Here is a 20,495-nt window from a genome sequence, read left to right on the forward strand (position 1 = left end):
GACATAGAACGGCAGGTGAGGGGGTGCATTGCAGTGTGCTCAAGGGGGTGCATTCGTGCACGGAAGGGGTGCACGGGAGGTGCACAGCGTGCCGACGCGGTGATCAGTTGACCGGAAACAGCGAACCGAACAAGCTCCTAGCTGCGGTGATGTCGGAAGCCGACATGAGCAACAAGGGGCTTGCCGCACGAGTACGAGAACTCGCCAAACGCGATGGTCAGACCGTCTCGGCTGATCACGTGTCGGTTCGTCGCTGGCTCGACGGCACGCGGCCGAAGGCGGCGACCCAGAACTACATCGCGCTTGCTCTCGGCGCCAAGCTGGGCAGGCGCGTCGACCTCGCGGAGATCGGCTTCAACGGCGGTATCCAGCCTGTTGGGCCGGACGCGACGCAGCACGGCGCGGAGTATCCGCCGAGCGCGGACGCAGCTGTTGATCTGATGAGCCAGCTCACCGCCGCTGATCTCGAAGACCAGCCGGCCTTGGTGCGTTCCCAGTGGGCGCACGAGGCCACGCCCGGCATCATCACCGGCTACATGTTCGCCGACTCTCTGCACGTGGCGGATGCGGACGAGCTCCGCCGAGGCGGGGGAGCGGCAGCGTCGGCAATCCGCGCGACAGCTGCGAACCTCATGGACCTGGACTTCAGGTACGGGGGCGGTCACGTCCGGAAGATGCTGCTCTTCTACTTCAAGAGCGAGATTGCCCCGCTGCTGCAAGGCAATCACACCGAGTCCGAACGCCGGGACCTGTTCAGCGCAGCCGCGGAAGTCGCACAGCTGCTGGGGTGGAGCGCGTACGACGCCGGCCGCCACGGCGCAGCACAGCGGTACTTCGTCCAGGGACTTCGGCTTGCCCGCGAAGCTCAAGACCACGTCCTAGGTGGACGGTTGCTGGCGAACCTCAGTCACCAGGCAAACTACCTCGGTCGCTACAACGACGCCGTTCAGTTCGCACGTGCGGCACAGGGCTCGACCATCGCGAAGGCCACGCCAGCAGTCACTTCGATGTTTCTCGCGATGGAAGCGAGGGCGTTGGCGAGCAGCGGCCAGGCGCGTGAGTTCTCACGCGTGATGCACGAGGCGGAGCGCTTCTTCAGCCAGCACGTCCCCGGCGACGAGCCCCCGTGGATCAGCTACTTCAACGCGGAGGAACTCGCGGGGGAGGCGGCCCACGGCTTCCGCGACCTCAGGCAGCCGGAGAAGGCACGGCTGTACGCCGCCCGAGCCATCGCGCCCGACGACACCCCGCCGCGAACGAAGGCCTTCATCGGCATGGTGTCGGCCGCGGGAGCACTCACGAACGGCGACCTTGAAGAAGCCGTCGATCTGGCGATCGACGCTGTCGACTTGGCCGGCCCGCTGCAATCCAGCAGGTACGTGCGCTATCTGACCGACTTCCACGCCCAGCTTGCGGCGCTGCACGCGAACGACCACCGCACGCGGCTGTTTGTCGAGCGCGTGATCCGGCATTACCCGGAGATCGATCTCGGAACCGCCGCACTGCTGACCCGGATTGCCTAGAAGGGCCGCCACGGCTCCGTTGCGCGCCCGGTCCGCATCGTCTCGATGCGCGTCGCGTACTCGGCGTCGATCTCCTCCGACTCGTCAACGTTCTGCATGATCCACGTAGTCATCTTGATCTCGTGAGTCTTCTGCAGGACGTTGAAGCCGTCCCACTGCGTCACGTCGTAACGGTACGCATCGCAGAACGCGCGGTACTCCTCTGCGGTCCACCATCCGGCGGACAGGTACTCAGTTGCCGTCATGGCCAGGTCCCACTCGGGCTGACCCCACGCGAAGCGCTCGAAGTCGATCAGAACTGCGGAACCGTCGCTGATCATCAGGTTCTGGACGTGAGCGTCCCCGTGCGTTGCCGTCGGTTCGAGCGGGAACGCAAGCTCGCTGATCTCGTCCCGAAGCTCGTCGACCCTGTTCAGCAGGAAGCGCTTGTCAGCGTCCGGCACGCTGGCCGACTCGATCCGAGGCTCGACGCGCGTAAGGATGTCTTGCTCGGGCAGCTCGAACGCTGTCGGGCGCGACGTCCGGTGCAGCTCCAGCAGTAGGTGCCCCAAGGCGCCAACGTCCCCGCGGCCGCCGTTACGTCCATCGATGTAGCGCCAGAAGGTAGCTGGGTAGCCAGAAATCGAGATCGGTTGATCAACCTTGTACAACCGGGCCGCAGGTAGGCCGCTCTCCTTCAGCCAGTTGGAAACCGCCACCTCCTTGACCGCGTCGTCCCAGTGTTCGCGACTCCGCGCGATGCGAACCACAACGGATGAATGGGGGAGGTGGAACAGGGCGTTTTCGCCCAGTCGCATCAAACGTGCGTCGGTGGCGTCAATTCCGGTGTGGGCGGACGCCTCCTTGAGGACCGCAGAAGCAAGCCGCGAGCTGAAAGGCTCGTCTGGGATGTCCGCTTCAACCACGTTGTGCACCCTGCCCACGCTAGAGGTTCGGTATTTGGTCCGCCAGGTTCAAGGTGCCTGACCAGGGCAGGTCTGAACCTGTGACTGTACGAAGTGGCCCAGGATCACGACGCGGTCGGTTGCTCGCCTGTCGCTACCTGAAGGACCGTCACGTACTCCTCTGCGAGCAGTCTGCTGAGAAGTATCTTGGATTCAGCGGGGCTCAGAGCGACGTCGTCCAGTGCGGCCAAAGCTGCCCGGCACTGAGAAACTGCGGAACCGTCGTGCACGAAAACCCTCGCGAACTCGCATTCCGCAACCACGGTCGCGGGTGCCTTGTCTCGCTCGTAAATCGTGAAGTCGGTCGAGGCGGGAAGCCGCTTGTCGGTTGGAATGATTCGAATGAACCTTGACATGCGCCGTACCAGTTCGAACTGGTCCATCCGTTCGCGGTCAACGTTGAGCGGTGCGCTCAGTGCAGTTTCGGCCACGTAGAACAGGCATGAGGGACGGGAAGTGGGGTACAAAATGCGTTGGCGCTCTCGCTGTGACCGGATGGCGTCCTGGATCTGTTCGGGTGTGGCCCCGCGCTCTTGGAGAAGCCTTTCCGTGTAGTGGACAGTTCGAAGAAGAACCGGGAGCGACTCCTTGCCATAGCCGGTTATTGTGGTAGCGGAACGCTCGGCATGGGCGATGGTCTCGAAGTTGTCCCAGTTCTGGGCGAAGTAGGACTCAAATGCGTTTCGGTAGTGGTTGGTAAATTCGGTGATTGCGCTCTTTCCCTTGCTGCAGGCGGTCAGGTACTGGGCGAGGTCCAGTTCGGTCGGTCGCACTTTTCCGCGTTCGATGTTGGAAATCTTGCTCGGATCCCAGTCGAGGCGTTCGGCGAACTCGCTGCCCGTGGGAAACTCCTGGCGGAGTGCCCGCAGCATGTCACCGAGTTCACAGCTCCGAGGCGTTGCTGGAGTCTGTTCCATTGTTGCCCTTTCCTTTTCGTACGATGGAGCCAGGCCTCTTCGCTCGCGGCTTCCTGGAAGCCGGACGGCGAGACGAGCTTGCTCTAAGAGAACTCGCCGCCTCGGCGATCGCTTCTATTGACTGAGTCGAAGAGAGTGCGCACCTTTGCAGTGCTTTGAAGCCCTGTCGGATCAGCTGGCAGGTGGTTGGATCCTCGATGTATCGTCCGCATCCTGCGCTCTCCAGGTAAACAACGTCATTGTGTTGCTCGTGCGGAAAAGTGAGATGGCAGTACGAGCTTTCAGGCCGGATCTCGGCGCGCGGTTCGTCATCCAGGACCTGAACTGTGAAGTGATCAAAGTCCGAGAGGTGCACCAACTGCATCAGAGCGGCGTTGGTGATCGCCGGACTTCCGACGACCTGATGAATCGCGCGCTTGGTAAGCACCACGTCGACTGCCGGGTTTGATGCCTCGTTGGCGGCCAAATACTTGAGCCAGTCGGTTTGAGACTCTGGCCAGCGGTTTGAATCTTGTTCCGCTGATTCCAAGGCGTCTGGTGGCGTAATAGACGCTCGGTAGTCGGCGGTTTGAAGAAGGCGTGGAATAGCGTCAGCGCCGAAGGCGCAAATTGCGGCAGCTTCTAGACGTGACTTATCCACGTCCTTGGCTTCGTCCAGATCGTAAGCGGACTGCCTGTATCGGACTTTCCTGCGTTCCTCGGCGGCAAACTCGGCGCGCCTGACTTGCCGCTTCCACACCTCGTTTGGGAGCCCGTAGACCCTTCCAAGGATCATGACATTCAGCGGGTCGAACGGCCTTAGTGCGTTTTCCATCATGCTGAGGTTGGCGGCGGAGAAACCGGCCTCTGTGCATGCTTCAGCGAGGCTCATGCCGGTCTCATCGCGCCACTTCCACAAGGTGCGCCCGATTGCCCTTTCGGCCATTGATGGGCGGATGTAAACAGTCACTTTTGGCCCGGCATGTCAATGACCGTCGCGTGAGACGTGCTGGTGATCGACTCAACCCGCTTAGCTAGACCGTCTCGCGCGTCAAGCACTATTGGTTGTTCAGGAACGTCGCGACGCTCGGCGCGGTGAACAAGCATTTCTCCGAGTGCTACGAGGATTTGGCCGAACTCGTGTTCGCGTTCGGGTGTCAGAGTTTCCATGACGATGTCGAAGGAGACGCCCGGCATCAGTTCGCCGATCCTCCGGAGGTTAGCGACCAGATCGACGTCCTCAGGCGACAACACGGCGCGCACTCCTCGATCTGGGCAGCTGTGGGTGGCGCCTGAGATCGGGGAGCTGGCTTGCATCAGCCAGTAAACCGAGCGGGTTACCTCAGGCGCCAGCAGCGACGCTAGATCGACAATGGGTCAGTAACCCGAGCTGTCAGCTAGGCCTGACCAGGAGCACTGCTGCTCAGAGAGGTGCGCCAACACGAGTTGCCAGGCGTGCGGCTTCCGTCGCGATCGACCGCCGAGCCCGCTGGACGAGCGTCTCCAGCAACTTGTGCGCGGCCGGCCGATGCTTCAGGTCCTCGGGTGCTTCGCGTTCGGTCGCGGAGAGCATGACCAGCGCACTGCCGTAATCACGGCGCTGCACCTGGCCCTTGGCCTGGTCCAGTAGGAACGCCACGCGGCGTTCGATCGAGGGGGAGCGGTCGTGATCGATCTGTTCGGCCAGGCGCAGCCCGTCAGCAGCCGCGCCGGCTTCTACCTCAACGCTGACCGCGTGCATCGCGACGTTCGTAGGCCCGAACACCGTCCACAACGTGTTGCGTTCGCCGGTCCGCTTGGCCAACGGCTCGACCGCCTGCACGCGCTCTCTGGCTCGCCACGCATCCCCTTGGCGCGCAGCTGCGATGGAGCCGACAAGCAGGAGCGCACCGCGGAGCGCCAAGGCGTCTAGGTCGTCCTCAACCCGCGGACCGAGCGCCTCCGCCCCATGCATTGCGACGTCCTCGGCGCCTTCAGCTTCACCACCGGCAAGCAGCACCTGAGCCAGGTTCCATTGGGCCATCGCCAACCGCAGCGGGTCGTCCGCGTTCTCGCCAGCGCGGATTGCCCGGTCCGCCGCGAGCATCGAGACGTCGCCCCTGCCAATCCTCTTGGCGACGCTTCGCAGCAGCGCGTAGAGATCAGCAGCGCAGCACTGAGCTTCTCGCCGCTCAGCCGCGGAGAAATCCCCGCCACCACGCAATGCTTGCTCGGTTTCGACAACGAGCGCGGGGAGTTCCGGCGTGAGTTCGCTGTATCGAGTGGCTGACGTCTGCCAGGTCTCCCATGCGCTCAAGACGTTGCAGCGCAACGCTTTCAGGTCAATAGCCGCACCGTCACCTGGCGTCAACGGCTGCGTGAACGCTCTGTACAGCGCGTCGCCCGCCGCACTTGGACGAGCCGTGTCATCACGCTTTGCGGTTGAGCTCAACAGCTCGTCGGCCGACACGTTCAGCACCTCAGCTAGCTGCTTCAACACGGTGACGGTGGGGAGCTTGAGCCCGCGTTCGATCTGGTAGAGGTAATCGGGCGTGATGCCCGCAAGCCCAGCGATCACGGTTTTCGGCTTGCGCGAGGCGAGGCAATGCAAGCGCACCCGTTCGCCGATGGTGACTGCCAGCTGTTCGTCCATCCCCACCCCTGGGAAGCGTTGACCTGCACTGATGCTACGCCCCAGCACGAGACCCCAACTGAGTGACAGACTCGGAACATGATCTCGCCGAACGGGCCGCGGGTGCTCGTGCTCTGGGACATCGATCACACGTTGCTTCAGTCGCGCGGCATGGGTCGCGAGATGTACGAGCGCGCGTTCCCGGAATCGTTCGGCCGGCCCTTCCAGCAGCTCGCCGACGTGAGCGGCAGGACCGAGCTGGACATCATCGCCGAGACCTTGAAGCTGCACGGGATCGAGCCCACCGACGAGGCAACGGGCAAGCTCGTCGGTGCACTGGTCGACAGCTACGAGGCCGGCCGCGATGAGTTCGCGTCGCGAGCCCGAGTGCTACCAGGAGCGCGAGAAGCCTTGGCGGCCTTGACGACTGAGCCGACCGTCCACCAAGGGGTGCTGACCGGGAACCTTCGGGCCGTCGCACGCATCAAGCTGGTCGCACTTGGGCTGGAACAGTTCCTCGACCTGGAGACGAGTTCGTACGGCGATGACCACGCCGACAGGGCGGAGCTGGTAGCAATCGCCAGAGAGCGCGCGGCCAGGCAGCTTGACACCCAGTTCGGCCTGGACGACACGGTGCTCATCGGTGACACCCCGCGAGACGTCTCCGCCGCCTTGACTGCGGGAGTACAGGTCATCGCTGTGGCAAGCGGCAAAAGCAGCGTCGAGGACCTACAGGCCGCCGGAGCCCGCAAGGTGCTCGAAGACCTGACGAACACCGCCGAGTTGGTACAACTGATCAAGGGCTAGCCCTGTCACCTCACGCCGAAGTGGGCGTGATCTCCGCGATGGGCCCGTGCACGCGCCGTTCGATCTCGTCGCGGATGGGCCGGACCTGCTCGACGCCTTGGCCTGCCGGGCCTTCGAGCGTTCAGCCCCAGGTAGCGCTTGCTAGGCAAGAACGGGCAGGCGCCGCCGCATCTCATCGTGATGGCGACGTCCGAGGCCTGCACCGCGTCGGGGGTTGATCGTGTCGGCTGGTGCCGAGCCTGCGGAGCGCAACTCGACGCGGTCGCGGAGAGGCGGACGGGGAGCGGCCGGCGTTGTGGACGCAGACGAACAGCACGGATGGACGGCACACGGCGTCGGCTCCCTTTCTCACCGTGGCTGGACTGTTGAAACGACGGCGACGAGCACCAGGCCACGATGCCGCCAAGGATTTGAGCGCCGACGAAGGGCGCGACCGAGGCAAGCGTGATCCCGGCGAAGGTGTCCGTGAACGCACGCCCGATCGTAACGGCAGGATTCGTGGACGAGGTCAAGACGCGAACCAGTAGGCGGAGCCGATGAAGGCCGCGTCAGCCATTCCGGCCAGGTCTCCGGTGTCGCAGTTGTGGGTTGACCAAGCGGCGAGCGGTTCGGCGAACATCGCGTTGACCAGGACCGCGCGACGATCGCAGTGGCCGCCTGCGCGCTCTCCAGCTCTTGATTCGACGCTCTTCTATCTTGAAGTTCTCCGGGGCTAACGCCGTGCTGCTCGGTTCGGTGATGTAGGTGTCCGTGACCGTTGAAGTGGCGAAGCGTAAGATCATGGGCATCTACTGAGTGCATAATAGGTCGGTGGAAATCTACGTAGTTGAACGCGGCGAGTGGATCTCGGGAGCGTATCCACCATATGCCACGCTGACGAGTGACAGGTGGAACGACTACGGATATGTGACGATGTTCCAGCTAGCCGTTATTGACACCGCGGACAGGGTCCACGAAATTGGAAACGTAAAGATCGCCAAGGTTGGTCAGTCGTTAGACGACAATGTGACACGAGATTTCCTCGGGCACCGGTTCAGTCAACTTAGCGAAGAGTTTGTCTCGCTCGGCCAAGAATACTCTTACTATGAGGCAATCTCGATCTTGCCGATCGAAATCTATGCCGATGTTCTGGGAGCGCTCCAAGACGCCGTGTGGCTGCCGTTCAAAGCGGGACAGTTTGATAATCAGCACGTATGGCATACATCATTGCTCCGATTTGGATCGGCTGCCGTGGCACTCAAAGACGCGCGGAATCTGCTTCTGGCTAATGTGTCACGCGAAAACTCGGGGCTTAGGCAGGTCATCTTCCGAACGTCGGCTGGCGGTAACGAATTCGACCTGCGATGCAACTTTGGTCACGACCAATACTTGACCTCTCGGATTAACGCGATCATTGGCTACAATGGATCTGGCAAGACGGGTATTCTTTCCCGTCTTGCGGTTACAGCCAGATCTGACAAGAGGCATCGAGACAGTCTTGGGTTCGTAGGTGAAAATGGAGTCTTCGTCGGGAAGGATCCACAGTTCTCCTCAACGATCATGGTGTCGTATAGCGCATTTGATACGTTTACTTTGCCGGAAGACCTGGGAGAGCAGGAGCGGACACTCGCTGAGCGACAGGGAATGGTGTTCGGCTACTCTTACTGCGGGCTGCGGATGCCAACACGAGGTTCTGGTGCCGAGCATCAGGAAGAGCGCCATAAAAATAGCCGAGAGCTCCGAACCGACTTTGTTGTTGGCCTGGCAAGGATAAAGAGTCTGCGGCGCACAGAGCTACTTGCGATGTGCTTGGAGCCTCTGGCTGTGGAGCCATCATTTTCTCGAATAACGGACGTGAATAGTCTGTCCGAACTTGATGCAGACGAATTGGAAACGTTCTTCGACGGCCTCAGCACTGGTCACAAGATCACACTTAGCATCGTGGTTCATCTTGTTCTCCGCCTTCAGCCGAGGTCACTAGTGCTCATTGACGAGCCCGAGGCGCATTTGCATCCTTCGCTCCTTGCGGCGATGCTCAAGTCGTTGAGCGCACTGCTAGAGGCTTTTGACTCCTATTGCGTGGTTGCGACCCATTCGCCGGTCGTCCTGCAAGAGATTCCGGCCTATTGCGTTTCTGTATTGCAGCGTGCGGGCAATAAAACCACGGTGCGGCACCCGATGATCGAGACGTTCGGAGAAAACGTCGGTGTCATCACAAGTAGCGTCTTCCATCTCGACGGAAGTGCTACAGACTTCCATGCCAAGCTGGACGAGCTTTCGGCCATCAGGTCTGAGTCTGAGGTCGAAGCAATGTTCCCGGCCGGCATGAGCCCTGGCGCGAAAAGCTACTATCTAAGTCGTCGAGGAGGTGACAGTGCTCTCCCTCGTTTCTAGCGGTAGAGATGCCGTCGCCGACTTGTCGCTCGCAATATCGACCAGTTCGGATCCTGTAAAGGGCATTCTGCAGGGAATCAAAGGTCTCTTAGAGGACGCGTACCCGAAGTATATTGCGGCGATGAACGATGTCGGTACGTGCTGCGCAATTGGTCTTAGCGTCCCGCAGGCTGACGCGCTAGAGGGCACGTATGAGGCGTTGCGAACGCGAGCTTCGCTAAAGCCTATACGCGACGAGCTGCTTTCGCTTGTCGATCGCCTTGGAAGCTACTGCCCGTTATGCGGCATTGAGCAAGCCTCCACGCTCGACCACTACGTGCCAAAGTCTGCCTTTCCTGAGTTTGCGATATTTCACTTCAACCTCATCCCGTGTTGTTCGCGATGTAATCAGTTCAAGGGGAAGACAAGCTATGGCACGGTAGAGGACAATCTCTTTATTCACCCGTATTTCCATGCGTTGGACGCGTACGAGCTATTGAAGGCAGTTTTGTTGCAAAGGTCAGGAACCTTCTATGTCGAGTTTCGCCTCGATCGCCCCGAAGGGGTTCCCGACCTGCTATTTGAAAAAATCGAGAATCAGGTTAATCGCATCCGGCTACTTCAGCGGATATTGGGACCGGCAGGCACCGAACTTGCCTCGCATGCTCAGAACTGTGAACTGTTCGCTGCTTCTGGTGGCACTGCAATGGTCGTGGAATCCTGTATTCGTCAGGCAGACTACTGGAAAGGCGCGGCTGGAACTAATCATTGGCGCACGGCGTTGTATAAGGCGATGTCTCTTAGTGAAGACTTCTGTAGTGGCGGGTTTTTGTCGTTCGTGCCGAAGTACGATGCCGATTCGAATGGCCTTATTTCCTATGGTTCTTGAGTGTGTCAGGCATGACCGCCGGTGCAATAGTGTCTGGCCTGTGTATGGACTGTCGAGCTTCAGGTGATGGTTGACGTTTCGGCTTCAACTGATGCTTGACGCGGACCTAGTCAATCCAGCACAGAGACAGGTTGTCGTAGCCCGCACCGATCATGGCTACGGTTGTACCGCGGACGGCAAACGACGACGTTGCGGGAGCGAGCCATGGAGACCCAAGCGTGGAGTAGGTACGACATCGTGCACTGCTTGGTGACTGGCCGTGCTCCGTACGGGCTCCTGATCGAATCCGAGGACGGCGAACGCGGATTCGTGGACAGCTCGTACATCACAGACGAGCCGGGCGAGCCATGGCCTGAGGTCGGACAACGGTTGCGCTGCATCGTTTTGGGCTACGCGAAGGACGACAGGCTCCGTGCGGCGGCAACACCACTATGTGTCGAGATGGTGGCCTCAGCAGGCGATCCTGTCGCAGCGGTGGAGCGATGGAGCGTGCTGACCGGCCGGGGACGGCAACCCGAGTGACGTGTAGGCCTGATCGACCGCCGCCGCGTTGACGCGTCCTCTGAAAGTCGAGCTACCAGAGCAGCGATGTTCAGGTCACCAAACCGGTGACTAGCGGTGTCAAGCATCAGGTGAAGCCAACGTGTCAAGCATCAGCCGAAACACGACAGCCTGTGTATAGACCCGGTGTTCAGAGTTTCTTTTCTTCATCAAGGCGGCCCCTACGGGGCCGCTCGGTCGCCTCAGCAATCCCATCCTGCAGGGGCTTAACGGCCCCGCCCCTGTGTCGCTCGGGCAAGCGGGTGGGGCCCGGCCTGACGGCCACCCACCCGCGCCCGGCGACGGAAGGTAGGGCCTACCCCGACAGGATGGGACAGCGACCGACCGGCCCCGCAGGAGCCGCGAGATTAAGACGCGCACTCACATCGCTGGGTAGATGAACGGGAGGCCTCGCACAAGCCGGACCGCCGGCAGCGAGCCGTTCGATCTACACGGTCGGAAGTGTTCCCTACCGCCCTATGCTTCCTCGGGCGAAGCTCTCAAGGATGCGACTGCTAGGCACGTCCGACAATGACACCAGGCGATTTGCTAAGGCAACCGGGATCAGTGCATTGTCATACATTGAGCACCGTAGTTCCGATACTGCCGCCAGCACTTCGGTGATATTCATGAAGTCGTCGTACTTTGGCGCTGCCTTGTGCCCTCCCGAAGTGGGCACGGTCGCTACATACGTACTGCCGTCTTTCGCTCTAAAGATGACTTTGCCGCCCCAGTAGGTGTTCCCTCCGTAAGCGATGGATCCACCCGGATCTCCTGGGATCACGTATTTGTAGATGTATTCGTTGGATAGCGGGAGCAGAACTCCCACATCCGCACCATCTTGGCGAGCGGCCTCTTGCGCTGCATCCAGGGTCTTCTCGATATTTACAGCATGCTCAACAAACGATCCAGACTTCTCAAGGCCAACAATATTGAGAAGAGATACCATCTTGCTCGGATCGGCCGGATCTGGGTATCGATTCAAGAAGCTGGCGAGGTCGCGCAGCGGTTCAACAAGAGAGAAAACCTGGCCGAAAAGCGCAAGCGGGCCATCCTTGATGAATAAGACTTCGCGCAACAATGTAGGCTTCATGTCCCACAATGCGCGGATGAGGTGGACCAGAGCCAAAGTCTCAAGAGTGGAGAGGAGATAGGATGTAACCCGACTAGCGCCTTGCTCATCGTCTACCAATTCATGCAAGCGCAAGGTGTCCGCGAGGTAGATCGGCTTTCCGCATACATCGCAATCAAAGAGCGCGGGAGACTGGGCCGTGAGAACTATGTCCTCCCGTGTGCAGTCCTGGTTTGGGCAATGCCGCATGACTCTCTGCTGGCTGCTACTCGGCAGCCAAAGGCGGAAGATCAGCCAGCGCAGTGTGTCGCCAAGAGATTTGTCGCCATGGTGTTCCTTCAGGAGAAACTCGTGGATCGTGTAGCGGATTGAATCCCTCAGGCTGCGGCCGTTTCGAGAAATATTCTGGGTAGGCAATGCGAGATGAAACCGCTGAATCTTCTTGAGCTTTGAGAGATCTTCCGGAGCAATGAACGTCTCGCGGTCGAGTGCCCTCAGGTCTTCGAGTTTGAAGAACAGGGGACCGAAGGCAAAGAACGTAATAGTCGCGGACGGGAAATCATCGCGCACGAGAGATTCACGGTAGCTGCCGTCGACTGCAATTACGGCCTTAATTGGCTGCTGATCCGGCTCGGGCACGCGAAGTAATAGCTCACTCACGGTAGCTTTATCCGCCGCACGGGGAATCGTGCACTCCGCGAGCAGGCCCTTGACCTCGGGGGCTGTAATTATGTTGGTATGAGAAATCTTGCTGGCACGTTCCATCGGCTTACGCCCGCGGACGCTGGAGTACGCCATGATCTAACTCCTTGCGACCTTGAACGGGTCAACCTGAATCGGCACGATGAAAGTGTTGGAGTCAGTCTTAAGTCGAATGAAACCCTTATCGATAGTTCGACGCAGGCTCTCTGTGAAGTCCTCGAAGTCGTAGTACTTGTCGAGCTCGCGCAGCTCGTCCCGATTGTTGAGGTGCGAAACGAACCAGTTCTGCGTGTTCTTGAGGATGCTGCTAGAGATGGAGCTAACTTCCTGTGTCGCGTAACAGAGCCCGATCCGCAGCTTCTGTCCTTCTTTGGCGATTCGGTTGTAGATCTGAGTTAGATCCTTGTCGTCTTTTCGGGGAAAGAGGTTGTGTGCCTCTTCAAAGTACATCTGGATGAAGTTGGCCGGCTCGTTGTCAATGAAGTGCTGCATACCGTCGTTGAAGATGCGAGTGCTGACCCTGTCGGAGTAAGTTCGCTGGATCTGCGGGTTGCCCTGCGAAAGATCCAGGATGACGATCTTTCCTTTGCGGAGAAGATCGACGATCTCTTCTTCGAACGGCTTTCCGATCGTCGAGGTATGCAAACTCCGGTGAGCGATAAGCTTGCGATATCCCGACTCTGTGGGCTGAGCGGTCGAGTTCCTCATGCGAGTCAGAAAACGCATGAGAGTTTGAGTGTCCTCGTCAGCCCAGTCCCGTCCCTTGGTCCGGCGATAGGCTGTAAATGGTTCCTCGTTGAGGTTCTTGTAGGCTGCAGTGAACCAAGTGATAGCCTCATCCAGCGAGATGCCGGCGCTGGGATCAATCCCTGAGATGCCAGGAATGCTGCTTTCGCGAATCTGCTTGTTCGCCTCGAAGACTACCTTGGCACCATTCTCCTGAAAGCCTGCGGCTTTGAGGCATGCCATGTAGGCAGCCTTTTTCACGGCGAAGCGTGTCCTTGCCGAATGGTCCTGATCATCCGGTGCGGTCCAGTCGATGTTGCAGAACGCCTTCGTATAGTCTGCCTTGTCTTCGCTGAGCAGAGTTGCGAGAAGTGCGTGGCCGTCCTCGATAGAGCGGTAGAAGTTGAGCTTCATGACGCGGAAATTCGGCTTTTCAAGAACGCTGTACCGCGTGACCTCTGCCGGATACTGCTCAAAGATCGCAGTGCCAGCGTCCTGCTGGTTGGCGTTGGCGTACTCACCGTTAATGTCGAAAATGATCTGACCGACCGGCCTGATAGCTTCATCCTTGATCGTGCGGCCAGATTTTGAGATTCCAACGGTGGCCTGAATGATCTTTTTGACTGAGTTCGACTTGCCTGTTCGGGTCATGCCGAAAAGCGCAGTTCTCTTGCCGAGGAAGTCGAGAGGTGAGACAAACACTGGAACGTCGACACCCGCAGGATGGCGGAGGCTTGAACTGTAGCGCACCTTGCCAATGCGCTCATCGCCCTTGCCTCCGGGTATGCCATCTTCTCGGAAGTTGACGATATATTCCAGAACCTTGCCTGTCGGCTTAACAACCTTGTAGTTGTGCGGAGCATAGAAATTGTCCATGTCTCCGGCGAAGCGAATGGTGTTATCGCTGTCGCGATAGAAGGTGCCGATGACGCGGCACTCCAGGCCCGAGAACTGAAACTCGGCGCGCGTGTATGAGTCCAACGGTGAGCCGCTGTCGTCCCGCGGAACCTCCTTGTAGTGGTCCACCATTGCCATGACCATGTCGTCATCAGTCGGGAGTTTGGTTGGCTTCAGAACACGCAGTAGTACTGCCTCGTCGATCTCAGGTTCGCCGTTGTATAGCGCCAAGAGAAAAGCTCCAGCGGGCACGCCGCCGACGGTCTGCTTCCACTTGTCGTTGCTCATCAAGCGGAGGCGTTCGAAGTCCAGGTAGAACGGCCGGCCGACAAAAGCGTCCTGCTTGCGGCATTCCTCGAAGAGATCGACGCCTGCCAGGAGCTTGAGCTCCTCCATGATGGTCGACATGCAGTGATTTCCCTTAGCAGTGGCGGTTTAGGTGGGTGTGCCAGAAAAGGTGAGACGTCGGTCCCACATTGGTGGCACCATATCTGGAAGAGTCCTGGTCTGAGGGCTCAGCAATAGCAGTCGATCAGTCTTGGTAGCTCGGCCGCTGTTGTGCTTCCAGATACGGCTAACTTTCTGATTCTGGGGAAGCTCATCGGCAATGATGCCGTGGAGGTGCCATCCTTGTTCCTTAAGAACGTGCTCCCAAACCTCTTGAGCAAGGTTCAAGTCGGTGTCGCCACGGCGCACATCGCCGATGACAAAGCACACGAAGCCATCTTCCGCCACAATCTCTTTGAGGTTGGCTGAAACTGACTCCATAAACTTCAGGTATCGGGGCAATGAGGCTGAGGCCATCAACTTTTGGTCCACTTCGGCTGCGGTTTGACCGAGGAACCACAGGCGAACCCAGTTGTACTTCCCATACTTGATGACCTCAAGATAGGGAGGCGACGTGAAGATCAGCTTCGGCCGCTGCTTGAGAATCCACGAAGGAGGTTGCGCAGTAGCATCTTGGAGCCAAGTTCGTCCTCCAGTACGCTTAGCGGAGGGTAGATCGATGCGTTCGAGTCGTCGCTCAAGCATTTCGAAAACGTCGACACTGGGACGTTTTAGGTCGTGCTCTTCTATGTACTTGGCAACGTAACCTGGTGCCATAGCGAACGTGTTCGGCATGCTAATCGAGAACCCCCGGGGCTCCCCGTTCTTGTTATGATTTCCATGAAGCATGCCGAGAATGACGGCGATCCAGAAGCAGTCGACGTCATTGGTGCGGTCAAGTTTTTCTTTCAGCCAGACGAGCTGCTTGAACGTCATCTCGCTGTAAAGCATCGAGATATACTCTGGTTCCGATTCCGTGCGGACTGGCTCTGGTGAGTATGAAGCCCTTAGTTCATTGAGTCGTTTTAGCAAGGTCTGACGAGACGGGACTCTGGTCTTCGCGTGTGAAAGTGCTACCGCCAAGGGATTAGCATCGCTGGCGTAGCTGCGACGTCCCTGGAGAACGGCCTCTAGCGCCAAAGTCCCCCGACCAGAAAACGGGTCGTACACGGCGTCGCCAGGCTCGGTCAACCAGTCCACGAAGAAGTGGGCTAGTTGTGGGGGGAACATCGCGAAGTAGCTGCAGAGGCTGTGCAGTGAGTGCCCCCACCGCCGGGGCGCGGAGCGCCACTGCAGCGGAAGGTCTTCGAGTGCCGGGTGGCTTGCCGGAGAGCCCATGCCCCTGATCATCTAGTACTCATGCCCGAACAGCCCAATGCGGGGCCTCAAGATGCTGGTGTGTGGTAGGCAGTCGCTCAGTCGAGAGATCGCCACGTGCCGGCGATACACAGGGCTCCTCGCTGTGGACCATGCCTGAGCGGCTCCGGTGCCGCGTACCTCAGTAGGCCCGCTGTCGATTTGATCATTGAATTCACGACGATCACACGGCTGGGCGTATGAAGGTACCGCCAATGTGCTGAAGGTTTCAACTCCCGTTATGGAGTTTCGATACGCATTTGTTCTGTTTTTCGGTGTGTTCGCGCAGGTCAACTGCATGGCGATCGGGAAGTAGTACATGGCCTGCCCGCCTGGAATACTTCGATCTATGTGTCGATGGCGTCTAGCCGTCAGATAGCTGTTCTGATCGCGCGAAGCTCTGTGCTGGACACCGGAAGCTGGCCGGTATCGTGCACTGATCCGGCGTTCAAGCAGTGCTCGATGTCGGTTATCGGCGATTACCGAGCTATCGCAGGTGTCGTGTGGTGAAGCTTCTCATTGCTCGTCTCCTGTCCGGGCTGGCCAGTACTAGAGACTTCGGTGGCGGACCTGCGGTCGTTACGTCGCCTGTTCGTCTAGGTGCGCAGCTAGGAGGAGAGCTGCACATGATCGACTTAAAGTGCTTCCTCAGGGCTGCGGGGCAGGCTGGACGAGCGCCGAGGGGTCACCCTGGCGAGCTGGGCACGGCGCTCGGCTGCCGCGCCCATGGACAGCTCGCCGCCTTGACGGCGTCGACCAGCCCACAGGCTTGCCCACGGAACATGCACGGAACAGAGTGCGCCCGCGGAACGGCCAGCGGGACCTCAGCCGCAGCTCACGGCCATGATCGGCGCATTTTCGAAGTTCCGCACGATGGAACTGCGCGGTTAGACCTCGCCCACGCAGCCATCTTGATCTGCGCTGGTTGGTGACTCGAAATGGGTCCTGACCAGCGCAGATCTGTTTTTCGGGCGCAGCGGAATCCGTCACTGACCAGCACCGAACGACGGCTGTTGTCACGCTCTACGGGACAGTCACGGGACAGAAGCAGCATCCGCCGTTCCTCCTTGGAGAGGCTCAGCCAGGCTTCCAACTGACCGACGTCAGGCGACTGCCGGTAGGCCCACGCGGTCTGCAGGGTGCGGTTGAATCGCTCTACTTCGCCGTTCTGCCAAGGACAATGCTGCCTGATGGTCTTGTGGCATGCGTCGATCGCTGCGGCGAAATCGCGGGAGATTCAGGTAGTTCTTGGCGTTGTCGGGCAGAACACGGTGAACGCGCCCGATGCCCTGCTCGGCGAACCACGCGGCGGCGCGGAGCAGGAACCTGGCGCATGTCGTGCCGCGTGCTGTTCCGCGATCCTGTTTCAGGAGTGCAGTCGGTTGCGACAACTCGTGAAACATGATCGCCACGGATGAACCGCCAGAGGATCGCCCGCTTCGCGAATGGCGACGTGTGAAACGCATCGCGTCCGCGACTGCTTGCGCGGCGGTCATGGTCTGGCCGTTGCGGCGCGTTCGCGATTGGCGCGGATCTCGTCGTGGTGGTCGGCGGCCCAGCCGATCAGCGAGGTGACGATCTCGTGCAGTCCGCGGCCCAGCGGGGCGAGGGTGTACTCGACGCGCGGAGGGACCTCGGCGTAGGCGGTGCGGGTGATCAGGCCGTCCTGGTGGAGTTGGCGGAGGGTGAGGGTGAGCATGCGCTGGGAAATGCCGGGGACCTGCCGTTGCAGGTCGGTGTAACGCAGCGGTCCGGACTCCAGGACCGCGATGATCAGCAGGCTCCACTTGTCGCCGACGCGGTCGAGGGTCTGGCGGATGAAGTCCATGTGTTCGGCAGGGATGGCCGCGCATGGCCCGATCGCCGCCGCTCTTGCCGTCACCTCTGCTCCGTTGGCCGCCTCCATGACGCACATTCCTCTCCGGCACGCACACCGGTGTGCCTTTTGTACGGCCTTCCATGCTGTTCCATCATGGCGTTACGCACAAGTTGTAAGAAATGGAGGTGCGTGGTGAAGGTGGACATCTGGTCCGAGGTGACCTGCCCCTGGTGCGGCCTGGGAAACCACCGGGTGGCCAAGGCCGTCGAGAGGTTCGAGCACGCCGACGAGGTGGAACTGGTCCACCACTCGTTCCCGCTCGGCAGCAGCTTCCCCGAGGGGGACATCTTCTCCGTCCGAGAGGTCCTGCTCCGCCGGTACGGGATGGGTGGCAGCCAGGCCGAGACCTCGACCCGGCGGATCGAGAAGCTCGCCGAGAGCGAGGGTCTGATCCCTTACCGGGTGCTGGACAACAAGGTCGGCAACACCGACCTGGCGCACGAGTTCCTCGCCCACGCCAGCGCCCAGGGTCGCAACCGCGAGGCCTGGGCCGCGATCTTCGCCACCTACTTCGGCAAGGCCGAGCCGGTCTTCTCCCTGGACGACCTCGTGGTGCTCTCCGACGAGCTCGGCCTGGACCGCGAGCGGACCCGACAGGCCCTCACCGACCGCCGCTACCGCCGGCAGGTCCGCGACGACGCGGCCCGCGCCCAGCACCTGGGGGCGACCGGCGCGCCGTTCATCGTCGTCGACGACCGCTACGGCGTGCCCGGCGCCCAGGACAGCGACACCTTTCTCGAACTGCTGCGCAAGGCCTGGGACGACAGCTACCCCCTCACCGCCGACGCCCCGGTCTGCGGATCGGACGGCTGCGCCGTCCCCGAGCGCGCCTGATCCACCCTGAACCTCCCGAAAGGCGTTTGATCACCATGAGCAACCTGCTGGTCCTCGGCGGCAGCGGCCGCACCGGCGCTCACGTGCTGGAGCACGCGGCCCAGCGCGGCCACCGCGTCCGCGCTCTCGTCCGCAACCCCGGTACCGTGCGGGCGCCGGTCGGCGTCGAGCTGATCCAGGGCACCCCTGCGAACATCGACGACATCCGCCGAGCCGCCGAGGGCACCGACGCGGTGATCAGCGTGCTGAACAACGTCCGCGCCTCCGACAACCCGTGGGCCAAGCCGGTCAGCCCGCCGACGTTCATGACCGACGCCGTCCGCCACACCCTCACCGCCATGGGCGAGCAGGGCATCCGCCGCATCGCGCTGACGTCCACGCAGGGTGCGGGTGACGACTGGACCCGGCTCAACCCGTTGGTCAGGGCGTTCATCAAGCTGTCGAACATCAAGGCGGGCTTCGAGGACCACACCGGTGTCGACCAGGTCGTCCGCGCCTCGTCCGGCATCGACTGGACCCTGGCCCGTGCCGTCGCCCTGACCGACAAGCCCGCCGAGGGCCCCGTACGGGCCGCCGAGGCCGGCACCGAAAAGCCCGGCGCACGGATCAACCGCGCCGACCTCGCCCAGTTCCTCGTCCAGACGATCGAGGATGACGCGTGGATCCGCAAAGCACCCCTGGTCTGGAACACCCGCGGCTGACTCGACCCTCCAGGCCGTGGGTGGCGGCAAGCTGCCTGTCTGACCACTGGGTTCGCTCTGCAGCTCGGCCTCCGTGTCCGGGGGCTGATCGCGCCGCGAGACGGCCACGGAGCAAGAACCGGTCGTATCGACGTATCGGCGGCTTATGGGACTTGTGTCCAAACGCCGCGCGAGGAACTCCGGGGCTGACTGGTTCGCGGGCTTGATCTGCGCTCGGTGAAAGCCGAACCAGGCTTTCGCCAGCGCAGATCAGTCGCGTGAATGCGTTCCGCTGAACTCTTGCGTCGACGCCCCGAAGCGCGGACGAGTCACACGCTTTGCAGCGGCGGATACGGCTTGTTGGGTGGTGGCGGGGGAGTGAGCTTGGCGTTGAGCGCCTGAGCTTCCTGAAGCTGGTCTTCCAGGGTGACTATGCGGCACGCCGCATCCAAACCCGTGCCCTGGTCGACCATCGCACGCACACGAGCTGCCAGACGCAGCTGGTGGCGGCTGTACCGGCGGTGGCCGCCGGCCGAGCGCTGCGGCTCGATGAGTTTCGCCTCGTCGAGGCTGCGCAGGAAGTTCGCCGACGTGTCGAGCAGTTCTGCGGCCCGGCCCATCGAGTAGGCGGGGTAGTGCTCGTCGTCGAACTTCTCTGCTGTTGTCTGCGGTTCGTTGTTCGCAGATTCGTTGGTGTCTGGGGTCATCGCGCCTCCGCATCACGAGGGGCCCCGATGCCGTAGCACCGGGGCCCCAGGGTTGTTGGGTTTCACTTCCACCTAGCCGACCGTGAGATCGGCATCCTCTGTCCGCATGCCCAGTACTGAAAGCGAGCGCTGCGGGGATCGCGTGTGCGTAACCGAAGACCACCTTCCAATCTGATGGAACCGCGGTACCCGTTCGGCGGAGATCAGCCGAAATCGGGCGATCCGATGGTGTGCAACCCTTCCCTTCTCCTCTGAGTACTGACTTTCCTTTACTCACGTGGCTGTCGGCGCCGGACCTCTTGCACATGCCGGACTCACCTCACCGACCGCCCTTGGTCATCTGCCAGAACCCCTTCCACTGATCGGCTCCGGCACGTCTGACCGTCTTGCGCCTGCAACTTGCACTTCGACTTCAACTCGGAACTGCGTCTTGCACTTGCTGGTCATGCACTTGCTGGTCATGCGGTTGCTGGTCATGCGGTTGTCGGCTCCGGGGTCTTGCGTACTGCGTCCGGTCTTGCTCGCCGACTTCCCTTGATCGCTGCCTTGAGCCCTCGAAATGACGAGCTCTGGCCTGACCGTCTTGCCTTGCTTCACGGGCAGTTCATCATCTCCCGTGTCATCTTCTCTCTTGTCCAACGAGGAGAAGACTACACACACCGGATCGACAATGTCTACCTCCGCCACCACAGATTTACTCTGACGGGTGACATAGGCGTGCTCGCCTGGTCCGACCCAAGCAGGTGCCCGGCA

Annotated in this window: 16 protein-coding genes and 2 pseudogenes; 6 read left to right on the forward strand and 12 right to left on the reverse strand. The window is 60.7% G+C overall.

Translation table 11 applies throughout. The annotated features are described in order from the left end of the window. Positions 1-35 precede the first annotated feature (35 nt). A complete protein-coding gene (locus ACIRG5_RS46155) occupies positions 36-1,523 on the forward strand; it encodes a hypothetical protein (protein WP_402917463.1) in 1,488 nt (495 codons plus the stop codon). Here the strand turns inward: ACIRG5_RS46155 and ACIRG5_RS46160 are convergent. From ACIRG5_RS46160 to ACIRG5_RS46180, 5 genes are all read right to left on the reverse strand, one after another. Continuing rightward, positions 1,520-2,437: an aminoglycoside phosphotransferase family protein gene (locus ACIRG5_RS46160; protein WP_402917465.1), complete on the reverse strand. Its 918-nt coding sequence runs from the start codon at positions 2,435-2,437 to the stop codon at positions 1,520-1,522. The genes ACIRG5_RS46155 and ACIRG5_RS46160 overlap by 4 nt on opposite strands. Before the next feature lie 95 nt (positions 2,438-2,532). Next, on the reverse strand, positions 2,533-3,339 hold the full coding sequence (locus ACIRG5_RS46165) for a Scr1 family TA system antitoxin-like transcriptional regulator (RefSeq protein ID WP_402917467.1): 807 nt from the start codon (positions 3,337-3,339) through the stop codon (positions 2,533-2,535). Positions 3,340-3,349: 10 nt separating this feature from the next. After that, the gene (locus ACIRG5_RS46170; protein WP_402917470.1) at positions 3,350-4,255 is read right to left on the reverse strand and encodes a Scr1 family TA system antitoxin-like transcriptional regulator; all 906 of its coding nucleotides are present in this window, start codon (positions 4,253-4,255) and stop codon (positions 3,350-3,352) included. A 74-nt stretch (positions 4,256-4,329) separates the two neighbouring features. Continuing rightward, positions 4,330-4,617: a hypothetical protein gene (locus ACIRG5_RS46175; RefSeq protein ID WP_402917473.1), complete on the reverse strand. Its 288-nt coding sequence runs from the start codon at positions 4,615-4,617 to the stop codon at positions 4,330-4,332. Positions 4,618-4,786: 169 nt separating this feature from the next. After that, entirely contained in the window at positions 4,787-5,995 is a 1,209-nt protein-coding gene (locus ACIRG5_RS46180) for a helix-turn-helix domain-containing protein (RefSeq protein WP_402917476.1), read from the reverse strand. Positions 5,996-6,073: 78 nt separating this feature from the next. Here ACIRG5_RS46180 and ACIRG5_RS46185 point away from each other — a divergent pair, with 78 nt between their 5' ends. Then, on the forward strand, positions 6,074-6,781 hold the full coding sequence (locus tag ACIRG5_RS46185) for an HAD family hydrolase (protein ID WP_402917479.1): 708 nt from the start codon (positions 6,074-6,076) through the stop codon (positions 6,779-6,781). Between the two features lie 10 nt (positions 6,782-6,791). Here the strand turns inward: ACIRG5_RS46185 and ACIRG5_RS46190 are convergent. Further along, positions 6,792-7,112 (reverse strand): annotated as a pseudogene (locus tag ACIRG5_RS46190) (low molecular weight phosphatase family protein). Between the two features lie 479 nt (positions 7,113-7,591). Here ACIRG5_RS46190 and ACIRG5_RS46195 point away from each other — a divergent pair. Both ACIRG5_RS46195 and ACIRG5_RS46200 read left to right on the forward strand, forming a co-directional pair. Continuing rightward, positions 7,592-9,154: an AAA family ATPase gene (locus ACIRG5_RS46195; protein ID WP_402917482.1), complete on the forward strand. Its 1,563-nt coding sequence runs from the start codon at positions 7,592-7,594 to the stop codon at positions 9,152-9,154. After that, positions 9,135-10,022, forward strand: coding sequence for an HNH endonuclease (locus tag ACIRG5_RS46200; protein WP_402917485.1), 888 nt, complete (start codon positions 9,135-9,137; stop codon positions 10,020-10,022). The genes ACIRG5_RS46195 and ACIRG5_RS46200 overlap by 20 nt, the downstream gene beginning before the upstream one ends. Positions 10,023-11,031: 1,009 nt before the next feature. Here the strand turns inward: ACIRG5_RS46200 and ACIRG5_RS46205 are convergent. From ACIRG5_RS46205 to ACIRG5_RS46225, 5 genes and pseudogenes are all read right to left on the reverse strand, one after another. Then, positions 11,032-12,432 (reverse strand): hypothetical protein, encoded by a 1,401-nt coding sequence (locus ACIRG5_RS46205; RefSeq protein ID WP_402917487.1) that lies wholly within the window; start codon positions 12,430-12,432, stop codon positions 11,032-11,034. A 3-nt stretch (positions 12,433-12,435) separates the two neighbouring features. Then, on the reverse strand, positions 12,436-14,367 hold the full coding sequence (locus ACIRG5_RS46210) for an ATP-binding protein (protein ID WP_402917490.1): 1,932 nt from the start codon (positions 14,365-14,367) through the stop codon (positions 12,436-12,438). 27 nt (positions 14,368-14,394) lie between these two features. Continuing rightward, positions 14,395-15,636, reverse strand: a complete 1,242-nt coding sequence (locus tag ACIRG5_RS46215) for a DNA methyltransferase (protein WP_402917493.1) — start codon at positions 15,634-15,636, stop codon at positions 14,395-14,397. A gap of 1,117 nt (positions 15,637-16,753) precedes the next feature. Beyond that, a pseudogene (locus tag ACIRG5_RS46220) lies at positions 16,754-16,988 on the reverse strand (IS481 family transposase); the annotation flags it as partial. A gap of 146 nt (positions 16,989-17,134) precedes the next feature. Further along, complete coding sequence (locus tag ACIRG5_RS46225; protein ID WP_402917496.1) at positions 17,135-17,524, reverse strand: winged helix-turn-helix transcriptional regulator; 390 nt, start codon at positions 17,522-17,524, stop codon at positions 17,135-17,137. 129 nt (positions 17,525-17,653) lie between these two features. Here ACIRG5_RS46225 and ACIRG5_RS46230 point away from each other — a divergent pair, with 129 nt between their 5' ends. Beyond that, entirely contained in the window at positions 17,654-18,355 is a 702-nt protein-coding gene (locus ACIRG5_RS46230; RefSeq protein ID WP_402917499.1) for a DsbA family protein, read from the forward strand. A gap of 35 nt (positions 18,356-18,390) precedes the next feature. Further along, the gene (locus ACIRG5_RS46235) at positions 18,391-19,056 is read left to right on the forward strand and encodes an NAD(P)-dependent oxidoreductase (protein WP_402917502.1); all 666 of its coding nucleotides are present in this window, start codon (positions 18,391-18,393) and stop codon (positions 19,054-19,056) included. Between the two features lie 308 nt (positions 19,057-19,364). Here ACIRG5_RS46235 and ACIRG5_RS46240 read toward each other — a convergent pair whose 3' ends face one another. After that, positions 19,365-19,742 carry a MerR family transcriptional regulator gene (locus ACIRG5_RS46240; protein WP_402917505.1) on the reverse strand — a complete coding sequence of 126 codons (378 nt, stop codon included), beginning with the start codon at positions 19,740-19,742 and terminating at the stop codon, positions 19,365-19,367. Positions 19,743-20,495 lie beyond the last annotated feature (753 nt).

It is taken from the genome of Lentzea sp. NPDC102401 (assembly GCF_044765805.1).
In the GTDB taxonomy this organism is placed as follows: domain Bacteria; phylum Actinomycetota; class Actinomycetes; order Mycobacteriales; family Pseudonocardiaceae; genus Lentzea; species Lentzea sokolovensis.

What these genes read in the sequence shown, in the direction of transcription:
- ACIRG5_RS46235 (WP_402917502.1), top strand. Translation starts at nt 18,391, where the DNA reads ATGAGCAACCTGCTGGTCCTCGGCGGCAGCGGCCGCACCGGCGCTCAC.
- ACIRG5_RS46210 (WP_402917490.1), bottom strand. Translation starts at nt 14,367, where the DNA reads ATGTCGACCATCATGGAGGAGCTCAAGCTCCTGGCAGGCGTCGATCTC.
- ACIRG5_RS46185 (WP_402917479.1), top strand. Translation starts at nt 6,074, where the DNA reads ATGATCTCGCCGAACGGGCCGCGGGTGCTCGTGCTCTGGGACATCGAT.
- ACIRG5_RS46170 (WP_402917470.1), bottom strand. Translation starts at nt 4,255, where the DNA reads ATGAGCCTCGCTGAAGCATGCACAGAGGCCGGTTTCTCCGCCGCCAAC.
- ACIRG5_RS46240 (WP_402917505.1), bottom strand. Translation starts at nt 19,742, where the DNA reads ATGACCCCAGACACCAACGAATCTGCGAACAACGAACCGCAGACAACA.
- ACIRG5_RS46205 (WP_402917487.1), bottom strand. Translation starts at nt 12,432, where the DNA reads ATGGCGTACTCCAGCGTCCGCGGGCGTAAGCCGATGGAACGTGCCAGC.
- ACIRG5_RS46180 (WP_402917476.1), bottom strand. Translation starts at nt 5,995, where the DNA reads ATGGACGAACAGCTGGCAGTCACCATCGGCGAACGGGTGCGCTTGCAT.
- ACIRG5_RS46215 (WP_402917493.1), bottom strand. Translation starts at nt 15,636, where the DNA reads ATGATCAGGGGCATGGGCTCTCCGGCAAGCCACCCGGCACTCGAAGAC.
- ACIRG5_RS46165 (WP_402917467.1), bottom strand. Translation starts at nt 3,339, where the DNA reads ATGCTGCGGGCACTCCGCCAGGAGTTTCCCACGGGCAGCGAGTTCGCC.